Genomic DNA, 21862 nt, shown 5'->3' on the forward strand with positions numbered 1-21862 from the left:
CAAAATCCAACATTTTTCTGACATGACAAAAAGGGGTTTCCCCCCTTTTAGTCCAACATAAGTTCAAGTAGCGCGTCCTGCAAATCTCGATCGAGTTCTAACGCATGAAGATCAAACAACCATGCTTCGAGACGGGTCTTCGTTGTGGCCATCTGATACAGGCGATCTTTCAAGTCGTAGGCAATTTCCGCGCGGTCTAAAAACCGATAGAGACGGTCGAGTCGATGTGCGTTCTGCGTCACATCGACCGGAAGTGTCACGGTCTGTTCTTTCTTTAATTCACCGAATGGAATGTGTAACGTCTGTGTCTCTGCATCATAATCACCATCACCGACAACACCGCGGACAAGAATCGTCAACGTCCGTTTCGGCGGAACGAGAGTCAGGTCGCCCGACATCTCGATGTGTAGCGTACGTGCTTCCCAATCGAGCGTGAACGTCGTTTCGAGCGACGCCCCTGTTTCATAATCCCTACTTTCTCCGTCGTCCTCATACATCGTAAATGTATTTGAAGCACCTGGGAAGACGAGCACCTCTAATGCGCTCGGATTCCCCGTATCGTTTCCGTGCGGCTCGTGTGGCATCAGTGGGACGATAGCACCCGCTTTGGCGAAGACCGGTTGTTGATTGAGTCCACGGAACACACGAATCGTTTTATCTCCTTCATAGCGGTGTCCTGTGAAGAAATCGAACCATTCTCCCTTAGGTAACCACACATTCGCCGCGGCGACGTGGAGTTTTCGGTCCATCGGCGTGACGATCGGGGAGACGACGAGTTCACTTCCAAAATAAAATTGGTTCGCCACCTGATAAGCCGCTTCGTTGTCAGGATGCTCGATATACATCGGTAACACGAGCGGTAAGGCATCCGCATGATTACGATAGTTCATCGTATACAAGTACGGAATGAGTTGGTGGCGTAGTCGTAAAAATCGCTTCATCGACTGTTCGGCTTCTATACCGAAACGCCAAGGTTCTTTGCCGTTAAACGTGCTGAACGTTGAGTGTAGACGCATGATTGGACTGAACACCCCATACGCGACCCATCGTGCGGCGAGCTCATCATCTTTTTTACCACGATGATGTCCACCAATGTCATGACTCCACCAACCGTATCCAATGTTCGTCGCCGTTGCGGTAAAATACGGCTGGAAGGCGAGTGATGCCCACGAGATGATTGTGTCTCCCGAGAATCCGACCGGATAACGGTGACTTCCCGGGCCTGAATAACGAGAGAAAATGAGCGGCCGCTTGCCGTCACGGGCAATATCAACCGCATGGTAGTGATTTAGCATCCATAAAGGATCTAGCCCTTCCATCTTCGACGTCGAACCCTGTTGCCAGTCAATCCACCAAAAGTCAACGCCGTCCGCTTCATGCGGATGATGCATCTGTTCGAAGTACGCTTGAATGAATCGCTTGTCTGAAAAATCAAACGGGATTCGGTCTTCCGATGCCGGATCGATCCCCATCGCTTCAGCCATCGCCGCGTAGTCGTCTTCAAACGCACGTACCCCGTCTGCGGGATGCAGATTCAGCGTCACCATCATCCCTTCGTCTTTTAGCCATTTGAGGAAACGCTTCGGTTCAGGGAAGAGGTTTTTATTCCAGGAATACCCCGTCCAACCACTCCCGTACTCTTCAGGAATGTCTGTCACATGCCAGTCCATGTCGATAACACTGACTGAAAACGGTATGTCTTCTGATTTAAAGCGACGCATCAGCGCCTTATACTCTTGTTCGTCATACCGCCAGTAGCGACTCCACCAGTTCCCGAGCGCTTTACGAGGAAGCATCGGCGTCGGACCCGTCAACGTGTAAAAGTCTTGAAGTGCTTGTTTATAATTATGTCCGTATCCAAAGTAATAGATGTCATGAATTCCTTTTCGTCTCGGTTCGACGAATCGATCTTCCGTCATCAAAAAAGAGGATGAATCGTCAATGATCGCATACCCTTGTTTCGAAAGAATCCCTTCCTCTAATTCTGTCGCCCCGTCCACATGGTCGAGCGTCCGCGCCGTTCCTTTGAGTGTCCGTTCCGGACCGTTGAACATGTAGCGGCTATAATACGTACTAAAATTCCCTTTCACGTCCACATAGAGCGTATTCGGCGCGAACGGACCTTTCGTATAATATAAATGAACATGTTCCGTGATGATTTGAAGTTCCGTCTCATCTTCAACCACTCGGAAATTTGGCACATCAAATTCCCGATTCCACGCAACTTGGGTGGCGCGGTCTTCAAAGACACCGTCTTCCGCGTACTCCATTCGAATCAACTGACTCGTCAACACAGTAAAGCGATAGCAGCTTCCCTGCACGATCGCCTCTCTTTTTGCTTTTGGTTTCATCCATGACTGATACACATGATTTTCTTCAAATAGGCGCATACATACGAGCGTTTCCGCTCTCCGTCACTTCCTTCCTGAAATAAGTGCAAACGTTTACACTAAATATGATAGCAATCTCATTTTTGGCATACAACTTTCCTTCCCCTTGAATCTGGACAGAAAACAAAAAGTCGCAAACGTTTCACGTTTGCGACACATTCTTATTGTTGAAGAGAAGGGGCCAAGCGGACACGCGTACCGGCATCCCCATATATGGCCGCTAATGCTTGATCGAGCGAGGTGATAATGGCGACCCGGTTTGTACCCGACTCCGCGAACTGCAGGGCCGCTCTTACTTTTGGCAACATGCTACCCGGAGCGAACTGTCCTTCCGCGATGTATGTTTCTATTTGTTCCTTGGACGCCTCTTGGAGCGCCATCTCACTCGGCTTCCCAAAGTTGACATATACATGTTCGACCGCAGTCAAGATGAGAAGCGCGTCTGCATTGACGAGATCGGCTAGTTTCGCAGCAGCGAAATCTTTATCAATAACCGCCTCGATACCGACATATCCTTCAGGCGTCTCCATGACGGGAATGCCACCGCCACCGGAAGCGACGACGATGTGACCTGATTCGACGAGTGTTCGAATGACCGTGTGTTCAGCGATTTTCATCGGTACCGGACTCGGAACGACCCGGCGATACCCTCGTCCTGCATCCTCTTTAAACACGTATCCTGTCGTTCGTTCAAGGTGAAGTGCCTCTTCCTCTGTATAGAACGGACCGATTGGTTTAGTCGGATGGTGGAACGCACTATCGTTTGGGTCGACAACACTACGCGTGACAAGAGAGGCCACTTCGCGTTCAAGGCCACGTGCACGTAGCGCTTTCGTCAATGCATTTTCAAACCAATATCCAATCATCCCTTGCGTCATCGCTCCACATACGTCAAGGGGCATCGCTGGCGTTGCTGGACTATCTGAGGCGGCTTGTTGCAACATCAGATTCCCGACTTGCGGACCGTTCCCATGCGTGATGATGACGTCGACTCCTTCTGCGATGAGTGAGGCAAGAGATTCCGCTGTTGCCTCCACCGCTCGCATCTGTGCTTCAGCTGTAGCATCTTTCCCTTGTTGAATCGCATTACCACCCAAGGCGATGACCACACGTTTCTTTTTCATATCTATACCCCCGATCAGATGACTGAGATATTACCCGATAGTATGCGAATGACTGCGAAGATGGCCAGTGCGGTCAAAACCCCAGCGACCATCCACTCTATTTTCGTGAGTGATTTAATTCCATTTTCACGCTGCGCTTTCATGTAGAGAAGAGTGCCCGGTGCATATAAAAGTGTTGTGAGAAGCAAATAGTCAATTCCTGCGGCATAGATGAGCCACAGTCCGTAAATGGAGGCGACCAAACCAATCGTCAAATCGCGCATTCTCCGCTCACCTGCACTGTAGCCAATTCTATTTTTCGATACTTTTACTTGGTAAAATGCTGAGAACACGTACGGGATCAAAATAGCACTTGAAGCGAGTGAGAAGGCAAAGTTATACGCTGCATCTGAAATCAAGAACGTGAAGAGGAAAAGTTGGATCAACCCATTCGTCAACCAAAGTGCGTTGACTGGAGCCTGATTTTTGTTCTCTTTCGTGAACCATTTCGGGAAGACACCGTCTTTCGCAGCGACGAATGGGATTTCAGCCGCTAAAAGGGTCCACCCAAGCCACGCTCCTAGTACAGAGATAACTAGCCCTCCGTTGATGAGCATGGCTCCCCACGGCCCGACTGCAGACTCTAGCAGATAAGCCATCGCCGGTTGCGAGGCATTCGCCACGTTTTCGGGCGTCATGAGCCCAAGTGACATGACGGAAACAAGTAAATAGATGACGAGCGTTCCGAGTAACCCAATCACGGTTGCTTTCCCGACATCGGAACGTTTTCGAGCACGACCGGAAAGGACGACAGCCCCCTCGACACCGATGAATACCCATAAAGTCACAAGCATCGTTGAGACGACCTGGTCGCGGACGCTTCCCCATGAGAAGCCGCCTTGTCCCCAAAAATCGAAGGTGAAGTTTTCGAGATTGAAGAAGAACAAGCTAATCGTAATGAATGCAAAAATCGGAACGAGCTTGGCGATTGTCGTAACAATATTAATCATCGACGCCTCATGCACCCCTCGCAAGATGAGCGTATGCACAAGCCACAACATAATTGAAGCTCCGACAATCGAGGCAATGTTTTGCCCGCCTTCAAAAATCGGGAAGAAATAACCGACCGAACTGAACAATAGTGTGGCATACGCCACGTTGCCGAGCCAAGCAGATAACCAATATCCCCATGCCGAGTTAAATCCGACGAATGATCCGAATCCGGCTCGTGCATAGCTGTAAACACCGCCATCCAAGTCAGGACGACGATTCGTCAAATTTTGAAAACTGAGACCGAGCGCAATAATCCCGATTCCGGTGATAACCCACCCGATCAAAATGGCACCCGCGTTCGCACCTCGAGCCAAATCTGCTGCCAGGTTAAAGGCACCACCGCCAATCATCGATCCGACGACAAGTGCCGTCAACGCTCCAAGACCTAACCGCTTATCTTGCTTGTCAGGATGTACTCCAGCCGAACCACCTGAGTCATGCTCCACTTTCGTAGACATTCTACTCATCCCTTTCGCTTATTATGAAACGGGAGGGGGATTTCCCCTCGCCGTCAACGTTCAAGCCATTCGCGTGTCTCTGTGAGCGTTGCTGCCATCACCGCCTTGATCGTATGCATTCGGTTTTCAGCTTCATCAAATACGAACGAGTGACGACTCCGGAACACCTCATCTGTCACTTCCATCTCCGTCAATCCATACTGTTCATGAATCGCCCGACCAACTTCCGTTTCTAAGTCGTGGAATGCTGGAAGACAATGCAAGAACATGATATCTGAATTGCCACTCGTCTGAAGCATGTCCATGTTCACTTGATACGGTCGTAACAGCTCAATCCGTTCAGCGAAGGCCGCTTCCTCGCCCATCGACACCCATACGTCTGTATAGACGACGTCCGCGTGATCCATCGCTTCCTCGATACTCTCCGTTAAAGTAATCACAGCACCTGTTTCAGCTGCGACTGATTTGGCATAATCGACAATTTCGTCAGACGGCCAAAGTGATTTCGGTGCGCAAATACGCATATCCATCCCTACTTTTGCGCCGCCGATCAAGAGGGTGTTGCCCATGTTATTTCGTCCATCACCGACATACACAAACTTGATTCCGGCCAATTCTCCTTTTTGCTCTTTCACTGTCAAAAAGTCAGCTAAGATTTGTGTCGGATGATAAAGATCGGTCAAACCGTTCCAAACAGGTACACCCGCATCTTTAGCAAGACCCTTGACCGTCTCATGGGCAAACCCGCGAAACTGAATCCCGTCAAACATACGACCGAGAACAATGGCCGTATCACGTACTGATTCTTTCTTCCCGAACTGGATGTCGTTCTTACCTAAATATTCCGGATGCATCCCTAAGTCAATTGCGGCGACTGTGAAGGCACACCGTGTCCGAGTCGATGGTTTTTCAAAGAGAAGGGCGATATTTTTACCTTCACATATCCGATGTGGGATACCTTGTTTTTTTTGACGCTTGAATGCAGCAGACAAATCGATCAAATAATTGATTTCTTCACCAGAAAATTCGTTTAGTGATAAAAAGTGACGACCTTTCAAATCAAAATTGAACGTTGTAGACATACTGCTTCCTCCTTATCAAATTTAGATGTCTTGTCGAATAATTGGACAACTCATGCAACGTGGACCTCCACGTCCACGTGATAGTTCACTCGACATGATTTCGATCACTTCAACGCCTTCTTTACGGAGCAGTTCATTTGAGACGTAGTTTCGGTCATATGTGACCACGACACCTGGAGCAATCGCGAGCGTGTTTGACCCATCGTTCCACTGTTCACGTGCTGCCGCAATCGGGTCGCCTCCCCCACAAGGAATCAAGGTTACTTCCTGTAATCCGAGGACGTCTTTTAATACTTTTAACAAATCAGTGTGTTGTGCGATTTGAAGTTCACCTTCTGCATTTAAGGAAAGTTCAAAAATATTCATTTTGCCTTCCGGACCTTGGATGAACGGATGGATGGTGAACTTATCATGATCGACCATTGTAAAGACGGTATCTAAGTGCATAAACGCACGTGATTTTGGAATTTCGATGGCGATTACTTTTTTGAAGCTGTCTCCATGCTTGAGTAAGTTGAGGGCGACACGTTCAATTCCTTGTGCGGTCGTACGTTCAGAGATTCCGATAGCGACAACTTCTTTCGACAAGACGAGTTCGTCTCCGCCTTCCATCGCAAATCGATAGTCGCGGTCCGACCAAATCGGAACATCATGTTTCGCAAAGCGTGGGTGATAGCGCATAATATACTGCGTGAAGAGTGATTCACGGCGACGTGCCGGCTCTTTCATTCGGTTAATAGAAAGTCCATGTCCGATCGCTGCGGCAGGATCTCGTGTGAAATAGAGGTTTGGCATTGGATCCAAAAAGAAGGGGTACGTATCTTCAATCATTTCGTGCAGGTGGCGGCGTTTTTCCGGCTTGATTTCTGATTTCCGGATACCGGCCATCACCGTTTCAATCAGCATTTCGTTATCAAAATCCAGTAGATACTCTTTTAATGTTTCGTAAGAGCCGTTGATATTTGATTTAGACTCGGATAAGATATCCGCGACAAACTTTTCGCGCACACCAGGGAGCGATAGCGTCTCAGCCATTAGTTTTTCAAGATAGAGGACTTCCACACCACGATTTTGGAGCGCACTCGCAAAATAGTCGTGCTCTTTTTGAATGACCGGCAAATGGGGAATATCATCGAACAAGAGTCGCTCTAAATATTCCGGTGTGAGATTTTCTAATTCTCGACCTGGCCTTTTCAGTAATACCGTTTTTAATTCTCCAATTTCTGAATACACATGAATCGGATGTTTCAGCGTCGTATCTTGTGAAATCGGTTGATTTGTCATTGAGATCATCTCGCTTCCTCCTTGTGATTCGGGTGTTTAACTACCCTTACCTTATCACTTTACCAAATTTGTGAATGTCTAATCCGGCACTTCACCTGTTATTGATTCCACATATGTATGAATAAATCTTCACATTTGTGAATGAACAAACAATGCATAAAAAATCATTGTTATGGCAATGGGAAATATGATGTATGGACGATGTATATAATCGCTCTAAAAATGTTAAAAAAATTATTCAAAGAAAAATAGTATGAAAAATGTTAAAGATCAGGATGTGACGACATGAAGGTAGAAGAAACGGAACAAAAGCAACATCAAGCAGAGCTTCGTGTATTGATTCAGAAGGGGGACCCAATCGACTTTCGGGATTTATACCTCTCCCTTCACCCGGGTGAACAAGCCGACCTTTTTATCGAACTCGACCAGAATGAACGTACATTTGTGTATCGGGTCATTTCCCCCGAAGTATTCACCGACTTATTCGAAAAGTTGACGTTAGATGAACAGTGCATGTTCATCCAAGAAACACCCCAACCGTATGCTGTTCGTATCTTAAATAAGATGTATTCAGATAACGCAGCCGATTTGATGCATGAACTACCCGATTCATTCATGGATACGCTCTTTGAACAGATGGATGATATCGAGGAGCAAGAAGTAAGAGATTTGATGCAATATCCGGAAGAGACGGCTGGTTCTATTATGACGACTGAGTTTGTCGTTCTCCAAGCCGACAAGACGGTCGGACAGACACTTGCAGAATTACGTGAACTCGGACCTGACGCTGAGACGATTTATTATCTATACGTCGTCGACCACACGCATCAACTTGTTGGCGTCGTCTCATTACGAGATTTGATCGTTGCGCCGCTCGATGCAAAAATTGAGGATATCATGGGTTTTCGTGTCATCTCGGCAAACGTCATGACAGACCAGGAACACTTGGCCCGTATCGTACAGAAGTATGATTTGTTGGCACTCCCGGTCATCGACGACCACCAGAAACTACTCGGCATCATCACGGTAGATGATGTATTAGACGTCATCGAGCGTGAAACGACGGAAGACTTTGAAGAACTATCCGCGGCGAAAGGGTCTTCTGATATCAACATGAGTCCGTTTGAGGCAGCAAAAAAACGCGCCCCGTGGATTGTCAGTCTCATGTTTCTTGGCATGATTACCGCCTCGACAATCGGCAGCTTTGAAGATACGCTCGAGACGATCGTGTTACTTGCCGTCTTCATGCCACTTGTCATGGGATCCGCCGGGAACGCGGCTACCCAGTCGCTTGTCGTCGCTGTTCGGTCGATTGCGCTCGGTACGATTAATCGTAAGAACGTCATGAAGATGATTCGACGCGAGTTCGGGACCGGCATCCTGTTAGGAATCGCTTGTATGATTGTCATTTTCGGCGTCATCACTCTTCTATATGGCAACATGCTCATCGGCTTTATTGTTGGGATTTCGATTTTCGCCGCGCTCAGTGTCGCCACGATGATTGGTACAATCGTTCCACTTCTGATTAACCGATTGAAATTAGATCCCGCTGTCGCATCCGGACCATTTATTACGACGTTGATGGACAATCTAGGGCTCATCATCTATTTCACGGTCGCGACATCTATGCTTCAGTTTTTATAACGCTCGATTCCTCGAGCGTTTTTTCTACTTCCTCAAAACTAGATGAATAATTTCCAACTCGTTCGGGTATCACTTACAAATACATATAAACAAAAGTAAAGATTGAGGGGATTCTATGACGTTTCAACAAGTACTCTACATACTCGTGACCGGCGCCTTGTTCATGGGGCTCGTTGCCTACGTCTCATATCGAATGACGAAAGGAAAAGTCGAAAGTGCCGATGATTACTTTTTGGCCGGTCGTGGACTGACAGGCGTCTTCATCGCGGGATCGCTCCTCTTGACCAACCTGTCAGCAGAACAATTAATTGGCTTGAATGGTCAATCCTTTGCCGGCAATATGTCTGCGATGGCATGGGAAGTCACAGCTGGAATCGCCGCCATCATCATGGCGCTCTTTTTGTTACCACGATTTCTCGGCATCGGAATTTCGACAATACCTGAATTTTTAAGTCAACGCTACGACGAGGATGTTCGTCGATTGACCGTGCTCTTGTTTTTATTAGGCTATATGTGCGTAACAATTCCATCTATGCTATATTCCGGTGGATTGGCAGTTCTCCAACTGTTCGATGTACCTACTCTGCTCGGTGTCAGCTTTGAACAATCCCTTTGGTTAGTCATTTGGTTCATCGGCATCATCGGAGGCATCTATGCTATTTTTGGAGGACTTCGAGCGGTCGCTGTATCCGATACGTTGAACGGGATCGGTCTCATCATCATTGGTTTCCTCGTCCCGACGCTCGGTTTTCTCGCGTTAGGTGACGGAAATTTATTAGACGGAATGAAGACGATTGTCACGACGAATCCTGAAAAGTTGAACGCGATTGGTTCAGCCAATGATTCGGTACCTTTTCTCTCCATATTCACAGGAATGATTTTTGCGAACTTGTTCTACTGGGCACTCAATCAATATGTCATTCAACGAGCGCTTGGCGCAAAAAACTTGGCTGAAGGTCAAAAAGGAGTACTTTTTACCGGGTATCTGAAGTTACTTGTTCCAATCTTCATGCTGCTACCTGGCGTCATTGCATTTCATCTGTACGGAACAAACATCGAAAAGGTCGATCTTGCTTATCCGAGCTTGATTGCCGAGCTGTTGCCAATGTGGCTCATGGGCTTTTTCCTTGCCGTCTTGCTTGGAGCCGTATTCAGCTCGTTTAACTCGCTCTTGAATAGTATTGCGACGCTCTTTGTCCTCGATATTTATAAACCAAAATTTAAACCGGATGCCTCTGACCAAGATTTGATTCGCGTCAGTAAATGGTTCGGGACGTTCGTAGCACTTGTTTCTTTCTTTGTCGCCCCGAACCTCATGTATGCGCCAGACGGCTTGTGGGACTTGATCCGTCGCTTCACCGGCTTCTTCAATATCCCGATTCTCGTCATCGTTTTAATCGGGATGCTCGTTAAACGTGTTCCTCCAATCGCTGCGAAGACCGTCGTCTTTTTCCACGTCATCGCTTACTATTTCCTCGTGTGGGGAACGAAGCAATGGTTCGGTGTTGAAATCGGCATCAACTTCATCCACATTTACGGAATCCTCTTCGTCATCGAGACGGGAATCATGCTCGTATTTGCGCGTGTACGACCAATGCTTCAAGCGAATCCAATTCGAATCGAACTCGGTCGCGTCAAACCGTGGCGTCACGCATTGTCGACATCTATTTTGCTTGTCGCTTCAATGGTATTCGTCTATCTCGTTTTCTCACCGGTTGGTCTCGCATATGCAGACGGGATTGTGTCAGGATGGTTCGCCCCGTTGACAATTGGACTCGTTATCCTGACGACGATTCTCGTTTGGGCTTCTTACCGATACGGAAATTCTCGTTATGAACGCTATTTGAACAAGCTAAGTGAAGAACCGGCTGAGATAGAAGAAGCCAGCAGCTAAAAAACAGACCTTCTTGAACTAAACGTCAAGAAGGTCTGTTTTTTGTTGTCGCTTCTGTTCATATATCGCATCATCCGCACGTTGCCAAAATTCCTCAATCGTTTCCGGACAAGATGACCATGCCAATCCGATTGCAACGGAAATCGATTCTTTTTGACAAGCCGCTTCAATTTGGCAAACCATTCGTTCACATGCGTCTTCAGGCATCATCTCAAGAAACAAGACGAACTCATCTCCTCCTAAACGGTAAACGGATGACTCAATGCTTTGAAGGATTGTACCGACGCGTTTCAATTTATTTGGTAAATGTTGTTTTGAATATTGAGTAAACTCATAAGAGGATATGATACTCGTGCTATAGTCGAACTATACAAAACGACTCAACACTTGGAGGTTCCTTTGCAAAATTTCACGCATCTATCGTTGAACGAAACATTTTCTGGTGTTTATTCTGTCACGAGTCCGACAGAATCCATTCATCACTCTTTCGGCTACGCCAACCGCTCAGAACAGATTCAAAATGAATTGACGACACGATTCGGAATTGCTTCTGGCTGTAAGTTGTTTACGGCAATCGCCATTTGTCAGTTGGTCGAACAAGGTCAACTGTCTTTTTCCACTTCACTTGATTCGTTTCAAACATTCGACTTACCAAACATATTGCCACAAGTCACCATTCATCAACTGTTGACTCATACGTCGGGTATCCCTGACTATTTTGATGAGTCCATCTCTGATGATTTCGAAGCATTATGGCGCGATGTTCCGATGTATCGTCTTCAACAGTTACGTGATTTTTTACCACTATTTCAACAAAAATTCATGAAAGATGAACCGGGGTCTCGATTCTCCTACAACAATGCGGGGTATATCCTGTTAGGGTTGATTGTGGAAGACGTGACCGGGCAATCTTTCACCGACTATATCGAACAATCGATTTTTCAGCCTGCCGGTATGATTGATTCCGGATACTTCTCGCTTGATGCCTTACCTGCCCAGACGGCGCTCGGTTATATCGACCACTCGAACGGCACGTGGCGCACAAACCAATATGCGATTCCAATCAAGGGCAGCGCAGATGGTGGCGCATATGTCACCGTTCAAGATATGGGCCGGTTTTGGGAAGCTCTTTTCTCACATCGTCTTCTTGACTCGTCTTCAACGTCCGTCCTCCTCACTCCGCATGTGACCGTCAATGACCGTGGCGAGTGTTATGGATACGGGGTTTGGATTCAACGTCATGCGACGGAGGAGATTTATAAGTATCATGTGATGGGGTATGATCCCGGCGTCAGTTTCCATTCTGGATACTACCCGAAAACCGCTACCATATCGGTTGTTTGTTCAAATCAATCAGATGGTTCGTTTGACGTGATGAAACAAATTGAAGCACAGATTGGAGAGCGGATTGAATGAACATTCGTGCATATGTCTCGTCAGATTTTGAACACATCCAGCAACTCAATCGTGATGAAGGTTGGACCCAACTCGTCGAGCGGAATGAACTGACCCGTGAGGCATGGAAACAATCAAACGTCACCTATGTCATGGAGTCTGAGAACGGGGAGATTGTCGCTTATTTGCGTGGATTGACCGATACGACAGTCACCTTGTTCGTCTGCGAATTATTGGTCGCTCCCGCGTATCGAAAACGTGGGCTCGGCGAACAGTTGCTCCAACATATCCATGCACTACACCCAACAACGCGCATCGAACTGTTGGCGAATCAACTCTCTCACACATATTACGAAAAGTTACGGTTCCGACCGTTTCATGGTTTTCGGAAAACCATTCACGAATAGGAGGAATGTATATGAAACTTGCTCTCGTCACGGGTGCATCGCGTGGTCTCGGCCGTGCCATCTCCCAAGAACTCCAATCTCGAGGTTATGAAGTTGTCGGTCTCTCGCGTTCACAGGCAGAGGAGGTTACCTATCAACAGCTGTCAGTCGACCTTTCAAACGTCTCTGGAATCAATTCAGCCATCGAAGAAATCACTCCGCTGCTAGAAACGGCTGATTCAATCCTTCTTGTTCAAAATGCAGCATGGATCGAACCGATTCATCGCGTCGGACAATTAGATGGTGATAAAGTGACCGCTCATGTCCATGCCAATCTGCTTGCGCCGATGCTATTGGCGAATGCGGTCCTCGCTTTCGATAAGCCGACTGAGTTAATTCATGTGACGTCTGGCGCCGCTAAACGTCCGATTTCAGGCTGGAGCGCTTACTGTGGCACGAAAGCAGCCCTCGACCATTTTACAAATACGTTAGCACTAGAACTGGAAGGAACACCGCATTGCGCAGCTCTATTCAATCCAGGTGTGATGGATACATCGATGCAGACCGAAATTCGTTCTTCTTCAGAAGACGCATTCGCCGACCTTGAACAATTCCGTTCATACGAGACGGAAGGGCGACTCCGATCTCCGGAGACGGTTGCTCGCGTTTTCGCAGAACAATTGATTGACCGCTCTCTTGAGAACGGCAAAACCTATTCGATTTATGACTTAATTAAATAATTTACCAGGTTAAAAATAGAACCACCCTTCTCTAGTTAAACCGTCTACACTACATGCATAGACACGTGAAAGGGTGGAGCGTATGAAAACAATTGCCGGAGGATTACTGCTATTTGGTCTGTTCAGCTTAGCGATGTCGTTCACAATGATTGGGGATACCGCAATCGTTGGAGCGATGGTAAGCGGGGTTTCTATTTTATGCAGCGTCGGGTTATTATTCGGAGCGACCGAATTAAGTCGTATTCGTCATGACTTGCTTCACGACAAAAAAACGTCTTTCCCATCTGAATGAGGGAAAGACGTTTTTGATTCAATCTTCTTCGTATTCATCTAATAAATCATCGACATCGTATTCTTCGAAGTCGTCTTCGTCGATAAAGATATCGCGATCGTTCACAACGTGAATTGGGCCATTGGCCACGTCGATGCGAATCGTCCACGCCCAAGGAATGCGTAACCGGTTATAGACCCCTGTCCAGAATTCCATCGATTCTTGCTCATACTGTTCAAATTCTGTCAGGAGTTCTTTGAACGAAACACCCGATAACTGGAAGTTTGAATCCTGGAGCCGTTGAAGCGCATGATGTTTCGCTTCTAACTCGGCTGCCCGAACCATTTCTTCAGCGGTCGCCATCTCTAGGATCGTCCCGTCTGGTGGGAGAATATCGTATACGTTAAACAATTCGCCTTCTTCTACTTCTACATCATCAAACTCATAGTCATCGTGCCGCATACTACATTCCTCCTTACGCAATTTGAATCTTCTTTATTGTACCACTCTCTACCCGATTCCCCCTAAAGAATCGTGCATATATTTTATTTCGCACGGGAAAGATAGGTAGAGTGAAGATATCCAAAGGAAAAGAGGTTACACAGATGAATGAATCATTCCAAGCACTCGTGCTCGACCAACAGGATAACCACCTTCATGCCGAAGTAAAAGATGTCAAATCCGACGTGCTCCCAAAAGAAGAAGATGGGAACGTCTTAGTCGAAGTCCACTATTCTGCGTTGAACTATAAAGACGCACTCGGATTAACGAATTCAGGTAAAATCGTGAACCATTACCCATTCATCCCTGGATGTGAATTCGTCGGAAAAGTAGTCGAATCGGACCATCTCGACATTAAAGTCGGAGATGAAGTCATCGCCACTGGTTTTGGAATTGGCGAACGTCACTTCGGTGGTTTCAGTCAATATGCCCAAGTCCCGGGAAACTGGCTCGTCAAATTACCGAAGGGGATGACTATGCGCGATGCCATCGCTATCGGGACACCAGGGCTGACGGCGATGTTATCGATTGATGCACTCGAGCACGCCGATGTCCGTCCTGGGGAAGAGGTACTCGTCACGGGGGCGACAGGTGGTGTCGGGAGTTTCGCCATTACGTTACTTCGCCGTCTTGGCTATCACGTCGTCGCCTCGACTGGTAAAACAGATTCACCTTACTTGCGTTCACTTGGTGTCGAGACCATCATCAATCGTAGCGAATTAGAAGGATCTGTTCGTCCACTCGCCAAACAGCGTTTTGATGCCGCCATCGATTCAGTTGGCGGAAATACACTCGCTAATATCTTGAGTCAAATCAGGTATGAAGGTGCTGTTGCCGCATGCGGTCTCGTGGGAGGAACCGATTTGCCGACGAGCGTTTACCCGTTCATCTTACGAGGGGTGAAACTAATTGGAATCGATTCAGTCATGCAACCAATGACACGCCGTATGAACGCATGGGAACGTCTTGAAGAACTCATCGACACGAAAGTGTTGAACGACATGATTCATGAGATTCCGCTACACGATGTCCCACGTCACGCCGAAGCGATGATGCGAGGAGAGTTGAGCGGTCGCACCGTCGTCCGCCTTCGTTAATCGAACAAAAAAGAGGCTGAATCGATCGTGTCGATTCAGCCTCTTTTCTCTCTATTCTCAATGGTAGTGGAATCAGATGGTAAATCCGGCCGGTGCATCTTTCACGACGACGAGCACTTTCCCTTTGTCTAATTTCTCTTCTAGTCGTTCTGACTCTTCTTTCGAAAAGCCAAGTTCTTGAAACTGTGCACGAAGTTCGTCCCCTTTTTTACGGAACACGTTTTTGGCAGCTGTCCCCAAACCGACGTCACTTGCCGAGACGGTGTTCGCATCAGCATTGTCCGCAACGCGTTTGCTTCGGTCATCGTCATGTGTAATGACGTAGATGTTGGATTCATCCACCCCATTTGATTTCATCGATTGAATGGCGGTAACGACTTCTTCATCGTTTGTAAATTCTTTGTACAAAACTGACATGTCCATTCTCCTCCTTCAATTCTACTACATTACTAGTGATTGCCTTCCTTACCGTTCTTCACACATTAAAAAACGATGACGTTTGTCATCGTTTTGTTAAACGGCAGGTTCCTGCCCTTTTCGCTTTTTCAATTCTTCTAATAAAATATCTGATTCGTTGAAAGGAATCGACTGGCGACCGATTCGTTCGATGTGATCATGCCCTTTACCGACGACAACGACGCGCTTCCCTTCTAACGCTTGCATCACTGCGTGACGAAGTGCATCTTTCCTCGCTTCAAACGTCACATAGTTCGCATTCGGCTGAATCCCTTTGACTAAATCGCGAATGATGTGTTTTGGATTTTCCATACGAACATCATGCACGGTGACAATCACTTCGTTTGAATACTGACTTGCGATGCGTCCCATATCTTGGCGCTTCGTCGGGTCCCGATCTCCTGCTGCACTTAAGACGACGACGAGATCACGGTTGTCTAGTTGCAATGTAGACAAACATTTCTCTAGACCGTCTGGTGTATGGGCATAGTCAATATAAATCTCAGCATCCTCTGTAGCTAAACGTTCCAAACGCCCTTTTGGCAAGGTAAGTCCTGGGACATTTGAAACAATGGTCCGCAGCGCCATATCAGAAGTCGAAACGAGTCCAATGGCCGCTGCTAAGTTCGCTGCATTGAACGCCCCCATGAATCGAACGGGCACTTCGAGTTTGAAATCCTTCATACTGACGAGTACCGTCTCTTCACGCCAAATGACTTGAATGTCGGCATCTATCTCCTCTTTTGTACTATACATAATGGCTTGACGTGTCGGCGCAAACTCAGCCATGACATGACTAGCCGAGTCTTCTGCGTTTAACACGATTGCCTCACCGTTCGTCACTTCTACCTGTTCAAACAACCGCGCTTTCGCCCGGGCATACTCATCCATCGAACGATGATAATCTAAATGATCATGCGTCAAATTCGTAAACGCGGCCGCATGAAAATGAATTCCAGCCACGCGACCTTCCATCAATGCATGCGATGATACTTCGAGTACACAATCCGTGACGCCCGCATCAACCATATCCGCTAAAATGCGATGCAAGACGACAGCTTCTGGGGTCGTATTGGCCGTTTCAATCGTCTGGTGATGAAAGTGCGCACCTATCGTACTAACGATTCCGGCACGTTGTCCTGAGAGACGCAATAAATCATATGTCAACGTCGCTGTTGTTGTTTTTCCATTCGTTCCCGTCACACCATATATGCGCATTCGATGAGAGGGGTGGTCATAAAAAGCACTCGCAACCGCTCCTGCCGTCTGCTTCGTATCAGCAACAACCACATTCGGTACGTCGAGATCGAGTGGATATTCTGAGATGACCGCACTCGCACCATTGACCACGGCGTCTTCTGCAAACTTGTGTCCGTCAACCGTGTAGCCGCGAATGCAAATAAAGACGTTCCCTGAACTGACCTTTCTGGAATCCGTTTCGACTCCGGTCACCCATGGATCAAAAATGTCATCCATCTCATTTATTAAAATGGCGGATAAACGTTTCGTTCTCATGCTGTGTACGTCCTTTCTCATGGGTGTCGCTAGGTTGATTAACCTTATCGTCATGGTACTAGATTTAAACGGCAATTGAGATGACAAATATATTACTTCCCTTTTTCAATGAAAAACAATCACTTCACGAAAAAAACCTAGACACTTCATTCAAGTGCTAGGCTCTTCCTTTTTATGTTCACAAGCTGTTCGTTCGAGCAAGTTTCTATTATGATAAAAGAAATGAAACAAGAGAGGAACAAAGACAATGAGCTATGTATTGTTACTGATTTTAGCGGTCTTTTTATTCGGTGCAATGATTTTTGCCGCACTCGCACTACCGAACCTTCGCAACATCCTATTCAATCGTGGCAGTTTATTCAATCAACAGAGCGAGAGGGTCACTTGCCCAAAATGTAAAACGTCATTTAAACGTGCTCCAGGTGATGCGCAGACTTGCCCGCATTGTTATCACACGTTTTAAGTCATTGCATATTCAACTGCTATTTTCCCTGTTCTTTTGTTTGAATGACCTCAAATTAGTGAAAGAAGAGAAAGGGTACTTTATCAAAGTAAAGTCCTTTTATCGTTTACAGTTGAGACACTCATTCTATATGAAAGGAATTGCATATGCTTCCTACACTTGATGAACGCCTAGTCAATCAAATTCGTCTAAAAAATCGACTAGCCTTAGAACATTTGTATTCACGCTATGAAAACCTACTCTATCGCTATGCGCTTCATCTTAGCAACCATCCGGCAACGGCGGAAGAAACTTTGACTGAGTTATTTTGCCACATCTGGCAACAACGCCTCGATTTCAATACACGTGCGGAAGCGATTCGTTCAACTCTCACTCGTTCCTTAGAACAAATCATTCATCAAATGAAAGATGAAACATTGGATTCTAACACTTCTAAAATGCCATCAGCATAAGTTTTTTTTGTCACTTTAGAATAAGCTTGTTTTGCTTGTGCTGTTGCATTTTTCAACAAATATCCATTCCCTACATGTGCTAACATGCCAAGGTCATTTCCACTGTCACCGAAAGCATAAGCATCTTCTCGTACGAAGGAAGAAGTTGTGCATACATATTCAATACTCGATTCTTTCCCGGCATATATCGGATAAAAATCAATATCAAACGCATCCGCCGGGTCACCTGCATTCGGATTGCATTGACTGATATTGACGGCAATTTCCTCTTCATCGGCTAGCATACGAAGCGACTCTCTCCAGGATCCGATTTGGTCACGGACGTAATAACTACGAATCCAAGGACTCGTTCCATTACCCGGTTGCTCTTCTAATTCAATTCGCATCTGTACAATTTTTGACACGATGCGCTCGACACGAGAAGCAAAATCATTCGGGAATGAGTTTTGATATGTCTGCTCTATTGAAAACGTTCCGTCCGCATCAATCCGATACAATTCCGTCCCGAGACTCGAGGCGATGCGATGTGGCCAAAAACGAAGGTTCGCCTGCTTCGTTTTTTCCTGTATCGATTCGAGAGAACTTCCCGTTACCCACATCGTCGACAGTTGGGTCGAATACCGTTCCAAAAAGTCTTCGAGCTGACGAACAGATGTCAATTGAGCAGATGAACACGCGTGCGGGAAATAGGTCTCGTCAAAATCAAAGCAAACGAGAATATGTCCTTCATTCGTAAATCGTTTCATTCTATCGTCTCCTTATCGTTTCCTCTTTCCTGTATAGTACAATGAAACAGAGGAGGTATCTTATGATTCAACGCATTTTACAATTATATTGCCAAGTGAGTAGCATGATTACAGGATTGATTATCGTCTTCGCTTTCCTCTTCGGTATTCGATCTTATTTTTTTTGGACAACCATAACCTCTCCCCCAGTTGCCATCGGATTGATGCTGATGACAGCAATCTTGTTGAGTATCATCACCTATATCATCTCAGAGAAATTACGTTTGTTCATTTATAAAAAACTTCCGACCCAATCATCTACATGTTCAATAAATAGTCACATAAAATAGGCATCTATTTTTTCGTTTTATACGTTAGATCAATACAAGGGACATCCCTTCTGCGCAAAGGAGTATGTTATGACTGACTTAGAATTATATGAGCGTGTCAGGCAAAAGGACAAAGAAGCGCTCGAAATATTGTACGATCGATATGAACGAATTTTATACGCTTTTGTCTTACAGCTGACAAAGGACCGTGATTTGGCCGAAGAAGCCATGCAGGAAGTGTTTATCAAACTTTGGCGTGGCGGCGGAGTCTATGATGAATCAAAAGGAAAGTTTCGTTCTTGGCTCTTCACGATGAGTCGTCACGTGGCAATTGATTTGATTCGTAAGCGTAAACCCGATTTACAGCTCGACGAATCATATGCTGAGGCCATCCCTTCTGAGTCACCATCCGTTGAGAAAGAAGCAGAGTGGCAAGAAGAACGTGCCCAAATCGAGACGGCCATGGCGACATTACCGACCGAACAGCAGCAAGTCGTTCGACTCATGTACTTCCAAGGGCTAAGTCAGCAAAAAATCGCTGATGCGTGCGGCATCCCGCTTGGTACAGTGAAAGGAAGGGTTCGACTGGCACTGAAGCAACTGAGGAAACAGTTATCCCATGAATTCATCGGAAAGGAGGTAGAACAATGAACGCATGCGACCAATTGATTGACTATTTCAACCAACATCTATCGGAAGATGAACGAGCAAAATTTGAACAACACCTTGCATCTTGTAAAGACTGTCAAGAAGAGCTCGAACAACTCGAAGCACTTGTCGGTGGTGTCGCGTTCTTGTCTACTCCGATTGAACCACCGCGAGGTATGAAAGCGCGCGTCCTCGATCGTGTATTCGAAGAAGACAATGAACCTATAACATCAACCGTGTCAACTGCTGCTGTTCCACCTGTGACATCTTTTAAACAGAGACGTGAACGGAAAAAAGCGCCTGTTTGGGGAATGGTCGCTTTGGCAGCGGCACTGATTCTCTCTTTGATCGGAAACGGATATCTGCTCACCAATCAACTCGATTCACCTGGCATCGCATTGACCGAAACGATTCCACTTGAAGGTGAATCCGAAGGGACTGCTTATCTTGCAGAGCAAGATGGTACAACTCAATTGATTGTCCAAACGAACGGCTTATCCTCACTCGACGACAATGAGGTATATCAGGTATGGCTGTTAAAAGATAATGCCCCGATTCCAACAGGCGCTTTCGTCACAGACGACAAGGGCAATGGAACCGTCATCTATACGCTCGACTCAAGCGAAGTCGACGTCGATTGGGACACCGTCGCCGTCACGAAAGAACCGAACCGTGGCAACGAGACCCCGCAAGGTGAAATCGTCTTAATCGCCAGCCTATAATTCATCAACCGGGCACATGAGTTGTCCGGTTTTTGTTATGATGTACCAAAGGAGTGATCGTGATGCGAAAACCTAAAGTCGGCATTGTCGGACTCGGAAACATCGCTCAAAAAGCGTATTTACCGATCCTTGCGAACCATCCACTGATTGACCTAGTTGGAGCCTTTTCTCCAAACACATCCAAGCGGGAAAGAATTTGCCAAACATTTCGGATGGCTCCGTTCGAGACGTTGAGTGACCTCGCCTCGTCCATCGATGCGGCATTCGTACATAGTTCGACTGAAACCCATTATGAAGTCGTGTCGTTTTTACTAAATCACGGCGTTGATGTATACGTCGATAAACCGCTCGCGTCAACCTTAGAAGAGGGGGAACGTCTCGTCGAACAAGCCGAACGTCTCGAGCGCAAGTTGATGGTCGGGTTCAATCGACGCTTTGCCCCGATGTATATACGCCTACAACAGGAATGTCAGCCCCACATGATTGATGTAGTGAAACATCGGGAGAGTGGAATCGGACCTCAAGATGTGACCTTCACCTTGCTTGACGATTATTTACACGTCGTAGATACGTTACGTTTCCTTGCCGGCAACGAATTACGACTCGTCTCGGGTCAAATCGAAGTAAACGACAAGCTTGAGCTCCATTTCGCGCGCCACGTCTGGCAAGATGAGCACGGGGTGCATACGACGTCCATGCATCGCTCTGCAGGTGCGAATCACGAGCATGTCTCCATCATTCGCGATGGAGAACGATTGTCCGTTGATGCGATGGTCACACTGCACCGCTTCAAGGAAGGACGGCATGAAATCGAGACGTCTGGCTCATGGGATTCAACGCTCACCCAGCGAGGTTTTCAAGGCGCGATTGATCATTTCGTTTCTGCACTTATCGATGATACAGAGATTTTAACAGACGGTCGTGTCGCCCTTGAGACGCAACGTCTTGTCACGAACTTATTCACGTAAAAAGGAGGATTACACATGGATTTCTTTTTTTATATTATGGTCATGGTGATTGTCGTTTCGTCGGTCGGTGCCAATACGATCATTAAAACGAAAGAAGCACGTGTCGAAGAACGTCGCCTGAAGCTTGAAGAAGAAAAACTTGCCATCCAGCGTCTCGAACTCGAAATGAAGCGCGAACAAGACAAGCTCGACCATCATGGATTTTAATCAAAAGCGGTCACCCTTTAAAATGAGGGCGACCGCTTTATCGTTACAGATGACGTTCTGAAATCTTCAGTTGTTGCCG

At 46.7% G+C, this 21862-nt stretch carries 23 protein-coding genes; 13 read left to right on the forward strand and 10 right to left on the reverse strand.

The window, feature by feature from the left end; genetic code table 11:
- Nucleotides 1-47: 47 nt before the first annotated feature.
- The 5 genes from KNO98_RS07765 to arcA form a co-directional block, all read right to left on the reverse strand.
- Nucleotides 48-2390, reverse strand: coding sequence for a glycoside hydrolase family 31 protein (locus KNO98_RS07765; protein ID WP_214700355.1), 2343 nt, complete (start codon nucleotides 2388-2390; stop codon nucleotides 48-50).
- Between the two features lie 161 nt (nucleotides 2391-2551).
- Nucleotides 2552-3514 (reverse strand): carbamate kinase, encoded by a 963-nt coding sequence (gene arcC / locus KNO98_RS07770; RefSeq protein WP_026824952.1) that lies wholly within the window; start codon nucleotides 3512-3514, stop codon nucleotides 2552-2554.
- A gap of 14 nt (nucleotides 3515-3528) precedes the next feature.
- Nucleotides 3529-5004, reverse strand: a complete 1476-nt coding sequence (gene arcD, locus KNO98_RS07775; protein WP_034770817.1) for an arginine-ornithine antiporter — start codon at nucleotides 5002-5004, stop codon at nucleotides 3529-3531.
- Between the two features lie 53 nt (nucleotides 5005-5057).
- The gene (gene argF / locus KNO98_RS07780; protein WP_214700357.1) at nucleotides 5058-6086 is read right to left on the reverse strand and encodes an ornithine carbamoyltransferase; all 1029 of its coding nucleotides are present in this window, start codon (nucleotides 6084-6086) and stop codon (nucleotides 5058-5060) included.
- A 21-nt stretch (nucleotides 6087-6107) separates the two neighbouring features.
- Nucleotides 6108-7337, reverse strand: coding sequence for an arginine deiminase (gene arcA / locus KNO98_RS07785; RefSeq protein ID WP_026824949.1), 1230 nt, complete (start codon nucleotides 7335-7337; stop codon nucleotides 6108-6110).
- A gap of 318 nt (nucleotides 7338-7655) precedes the next feature.
- On the opposite strand from arcA, the gene mgtE reads away from it, so the two are divergent.
- Nucleotides 7656-9014: a magnesium transporter gene (gene mgtE / locus KNO98_RS07790; protein WP_214700359.1), complete on the forward strand. Its 1359-nt coding sequence runs from the start codon at nucleotides 7656-7658 to the stop codon at nucleotides 9012-9014.
- Nucleotides 9015-9129: 115 nt separating this feature from the next.
- Nucleotides 9130-10908 carry a solute:sodium symporter family transporter gene (locus KNO98_RS07795; protein ID WP_214700361.1) on the forward strand — a complete coding sequence of 593 codons (1779 nt, stop codon included), beginning with the start codon at nucleotides 9130-9132 and terminating at the stop codon, nucleotides 10906-10908.
- Nucleotides 10909-10926: 18 nt separating this feature from the next.
- Here the strand turns inward: KNO98_RS07795 and KNO98_RS07800 are convergent, their stop codons facing one another.
- Nucleotides 10927-11202, reverse strand: a complete 276-nt coding sequence (locus tag KNO98_RS07800; protein WP_214700363.1) for a diguanylate cyclase domain-containing protein — start codon at nucleotides 11200-11202, stop codon at nucleotides 10927-10929.
- A gap of 105 nt (nucleotides 11203-11307) precedes the next feature.
- On the opposite strand from KNO98_RS07800, the gene KNO98_RS07805 reads away from it, so the two are divergent.
- The 4 genes from KNO98_RS07805 (at nucleotide 11308) to KNO98_RS07820 (ending at nucleotide 13721) form a co-directional block, all read left to right on the forward strand.
- Entirely contained in the window at nucleotides 11308-12324 is a 1017-nt protein-coding gene (locus KNO98_RS07805) for a serine hydrolase domain-containing protein (RefSeq protein ID WP_214700365.1), read from the forward strand.
- A complete protein-coding gene (locus tag KNO98_RS07810) occupies nucleotides 12321-12710 on the forward strand; it encodes a GNAT family N-acetyltransferase (protein ID WP_026824945.1) in 390 nt (129 codons plus the stop codon). The genes KNO98_RS07805 and KNO98_RS07810 overlap by 4 nt, the downstream gene beginning before the upstream one ends.
- Before the next feature lie 11 nt (nucleotides 12711-12721).
- Nucleotides 12722-13429, forward strand: a complete 708-nt coding sequence (locus tag KNO98_RS07815) for an SDR family NAD(P)-dependent oxidoreductase (protein WP_026824944.1) — start codon at nucleotides 12722-12724, stop codon at nucleotides 13427-13429.
- A gap of 82 nt (nucleotides 13430-13511) precedes the next feature.
- A complete protein-coding gene (locus tag KNO98_RS07820) occupies nucleotides 13512-13721 on the forward strand; it encodes a hypothetical protein (RefSeq protein ID WP_026824943.1) in 210 nt (69 codons plus the stop codon).
- Nucleotides 13722-13739: 18 nt separating this feature from the next.
- Here the strand turns inward: KNO98_RS07820 and KNO98_RS07825 are convergent, their stop codons facing one another.
- Nucleotides 13740-14162, reverse strand: coding sequence for a hypothetical protein (locus tag KNO98_RS07825; RefSeq protein ID WP_051545936.1), 423 nt, complete (start codon nucleotides 14160-14162; stop codon nucleotides 13740-13742).
- Nucleotides 14163-14305: 143 nt separating this feature from the next.
- Between KNO98_RS07825 and KNO98_RS07830 the strand changes: the two genes are divergently transcribed.
- On the forward strand, nucleotides 14306-15298 hold the full coding sequence (locus KNO98_RS07830) for an MDR family oxidoreductase (RefSeq protein ID WP_214700367.1): 993 nt from the start codon (nucleotides 14306-14308) through the stop codon (nucleotides 15296-15298).
- A gap of 72 nt (nucleotides 15299-15370) precedes the next feature.
- Here the strand turns inward: KNO98_RS07830 and KNO98_RS07835 are convergent, their stop codons facing one another.
- Nucleotides 15371-15715, reverse strand: a complete 345-nt coding sequence (locus KNO98_RS07835) for a YflT domain-containing protein (protein WP_214700369.1) — start codon at nucleotides 15713-15715, stop codon at nucleotides 15371-15373.
- A 96-nt stretch (nucleotides 15716-15811) separates the two neighbouring features.
- Nucleotides 15812-17269 (reverse strand): UDP-N-acetylmuramoyl-L-alanyl-D-glutamate--2,6-diaminopimelate ligase, encoded by a 1458-nt coding sequence (locus tag KNO98_RS07840; RefSeq protein WP_214700371.1) that lies wholly within the window; start codon nucleotides 17267-17269, stop codon nucleotides 15812-15814.
- A gap of 247 nt (nucleotides 17270-17516) precedes the next feature.
- Between KNO98_RS07840 and KNO98_RS07845 the strand changes: the two genes are divergently transcribed.
- Nucleotides 17517-17732 (forward strand): zinc ribbon domain-containing protein, encoded by a 216-nt coding sequence (locus tag KNO98_RS07845; RefSeq protein WP_084483559.1) that lies wholly within the window; start codon nucleotides 17517-17519, stop codon nucleotides 17730-17732.
- A gap of 146 nt (nucleotides 17733-17878) precedes the next feature.
- Nucleotides 17879-18184 carry an RNA polymerase sigma factor gene (locus KNO98_RS14830; RefSeq protein WP_214700373.1) on the forward strand — a complete coding sequence of 102 codons (306 nt, stop codon included), beginning with the start codon at nucleotides 17879-17881 and terminating at the stop codon, nucleotides 18182-18184.
- Here KNO98_RS14830 and KNO98_RS07855 read toward each other — a convergent pair.
- Complete coding sequence (locus tag KNO98_RS07855) at nucleotides 18130-18930, reverse strand: HAD family hydrolase (RefSeq protein WP_214700375.1); 801 nt, start codon at nucleotides 18928-18930, stop codon at nucleotides 18130-18132. The genes KNO98_RS14830 and KNO98_RS07855 overlap by 55 nt on opposite strands.
- 398 nt (nucleotides 18931-19328) lie before the next feature.
- Between KNO98_RS07855 and KNO98_RS07860 the strand changes: the two genes are divergently transcribed.
- From KNO98_RS07860 to KNO98_RS07875, 4 genes are all read left to right on the forward strand, one after another.
- Entirely contained in the window at nucleotides 19329-19889 is a 561-nt protein-coding gene (locus KNO98_RS07860; protein ID WP_026824938.1) for an RNA polymerase sigma factor, read from the forward strand.
- Nucleotides 19886-20608, forward strand: coding sequence for an anti-sigma factor (locus KNO98_RS07865; RefSeq protein WP_214700377.1), 723 nt, complete (start codon nucleotides 19886-19888; stop codon nucleotides 20606-20608). The genes KNO98_RS07860 and KNO98_RS07865 overlap by 4 nt, the downstream gene beginning before the upstream one ends.
- Before the next feature lie 62 nt (nucleotides 20609-20670).
- The gene (locus KNO98_RS07870; protein WP_214700379.1) at nucleotides 20671-21576 is read left to right on the forward strand and encodes a Gfo/Idh/MocA family protein; all 906 of its coding nucleotides are present in this window, start codon (nucleotides 20671-20673) and stop codon (nucleotides 21574-21576) included.
- A 15-nt stretch (nucleotides 21577-21591) separates the two neighbouring features.
- On the forward strand, nucleotides 21592-21783 hold the full coding sequence (locus KNO98_RS07875; RefSeq protein ID WP_026824935.1) for a hypothetical protein: 192 nt from the start codon (nucleotides 21592-21594) through the stop codon (nucleotides 21781-21783).
- The last annotated feature ends 79 nt before the right edge of the window (nucleotides 21784-21862 follow it).

Source organism: Exiguobacterium sp. s57 (assembly GCF_018617685.1).
GTDB classification, from domain to species: domain Bacteria; phylum Bacillota; class Bacilli; order Exiguobacteriales; family Exiguobacteriaceae; genus Exiguobacterium; species Exiguobacterium marinum.